2 protein-coding genes and 1 pseudogene are annotated in these 1,746 nt (G+C 69.6%); all 3 read left to right on the forward strand.

What is annotated here, in order from left to right; genetic code table 11:
- A partial coding sequence (locus tag G4D87_RS37385; RefSeq protein WP_205507881.1) for a cation:proton antiporter domain-containing protein occupies positions 1-597 on the forward strand: 597 nt, incomplete at its 5' end.
- Between the two features lie 56 nt (positions 598-653).
- Positions 654-1,265 carry an L-threonylcarbamoyladenylate synthase gene (locus tag G4D87_RS37390; RefSeq protein WP_163787539.1) on the forward strand — a complete coding sequence of 204 codons (612 nt, stop codon included), beginning with the start codon at positions 654-656 and terminating at the stop codon, positions 1,263-1,265.
- A gap of 22 nt (positions 1,266-1,287) precedes the next feature.
- Positions 1,288-1,746 (forward strand): annotated as a pseudogene (locus G4D87_RS37395) (hypothetical protein); the annotation flags it as partial.

The following is a 1,746-nucleotide window of genomic DNA, read 5'->3' on the forward strand; positions in this document are numbered from 1 at the left end:
GTGGTGGTGGGCCTGGTGCTGGCCGTGGGCGTGCTCATCTACATGCGCGGCGTGAAGCAGGAGCTGCCGCTGTTCCTGGTGGGCCTGTGCTTCGCGGCGGCCGAAGGGGGCACGCGCCTGCACCTGTCCCCGCTGCTGGTGTCGCTGGCGGCGGGGGCGCTCATCGCGAACCTGGACGAGCACGCGGGCGAGCGCATCCACAACGCCATCCAGCAGGCGGGGCTGCCCGTGTTCGCGCTCTTCTTCGCCGCGGCGGGCGCCGGGCTGAAGCTGGACTCCCTGGTGACGGTGGGGCCGGCGGCGCTGCTGCTGGTGGGGCTGCGAGGCACGGCCATCTGGTTCGCCTGCCGCCGCTTCGCCCCGGCGGACGACCCGCGCCTCAAGCGCTACCTGTGGATGGGGCTCATCTCCCAGGCCGGCGTGACGTTTGGCCTGGCGGCCCTGGTGTCCAGGACGTTTCCGTCGTTTGGCCCCCAGGTGGAGGTGCTCATCATCGCCATGATCACCGCCCACGAGCTGGTGGGGCCGGTCCTCACCCGGCGCGCCCTGGCGGCCTCCGGGGAGATCCGCGCGGACGACGCACAGGGAACGGCATAGGCTGTCAGGCATCCACACCTTCAGCAGCAGCAGCCACGGGAGGCACGGAGGACATCATGGCCGCACCCATCCTCGAGGTGGACATGGAGCACCCCTCACCCCGCCACATCCAACGCGCGGTGGAGGTGCTGGAGCGCGGCGGCCTGCTGGCCTACCCGACGGACACCTACTTCGGGCTCGGCTGTGACTTGAGCTCCAAGAAGGGCATCGAGCGGCTGTACCAGCTCAAGGGCCGCGACAAGAAGAAGCCCCTGTCCTTCCTCTGCCCCGACCTGTCGGACGTGGCCCGCTACGCGCACGTGAGCAACTTCGCGTACCGGACCATGAAGGGCCTCACTCCGGGTGCGTTCACCTTCATCCTGGAAGCGACGCGCCTGGTGCCGGACCTGATGATGTCCAAGCAGAAGCAGGTGGGCATCCGGGTGCCTGACGCGTCGCTCGCCCGCGAGCTGGCCCGGGCCCTGGGCCGCCCCCTGGTGACGACCTCCGCGACCAACACGGAGGGTGAGCCCCTCACGGACGCCAGGGACATCAAGGACGCGCTGGGCCACGGCCTGGACCTCATCCTTGACGGGGGTGTGACACTCAATGAACCGTCGACCGTGATTTCACTCATCGGCGATTCACTTGAAATCCTCCGGCAAGGGAAGGGTAGGCTGGAGGACTAGAACCCGAGAAAAGGGGGATTTCTTGGCACAGGGGGGAACACGGCCGAGCTCCGTGGATGCACCGGAGCAGGTTCCAGGGCTGCTGAAGTTGTTGCTGTTGCTCCTATTCCGGCCGGTGGACCTGCACTTCCGGCTGCGAGCCGCGGGCATCCGCGTTCCAGGGGCCCGGCTGGGGACGTTGTGTCGCGAGCAGCCGGAGGGCGGAGACCGGGCCACGGCCGTCTATGTCCGGCGCATGCTGCTGCTGCTGCTCGTCACCGCGCCGGTGGTGACGGAGGTGTTGGGCATCGCGCTGCTGATGGCGGGCCTGCCGCTGGAGCGCGGCTGGGTGCTGTCGGCGCTGTGCTGCTCGGCGGTGGGGCTGGTGGTGGCGCAGGTGCTGGGGCTGGCCGCGGGCGTCCTGCTGGGCTCGCTGTCCAGCCTGGCCACGCTGCTGGGGCTACACGCCACGGCCGCGGATGCCTTCGGGCCGGAGCTGGGT

Source organism: Myxococcus vastator (assembly GCF_010894475.1).
Classification (GTDB): domain Bacteria; phylum Myxococcota; class Myxococcia; order Myxococcales; family Myxococcaceae; genus Myxococcus; species Myxococcus vastator.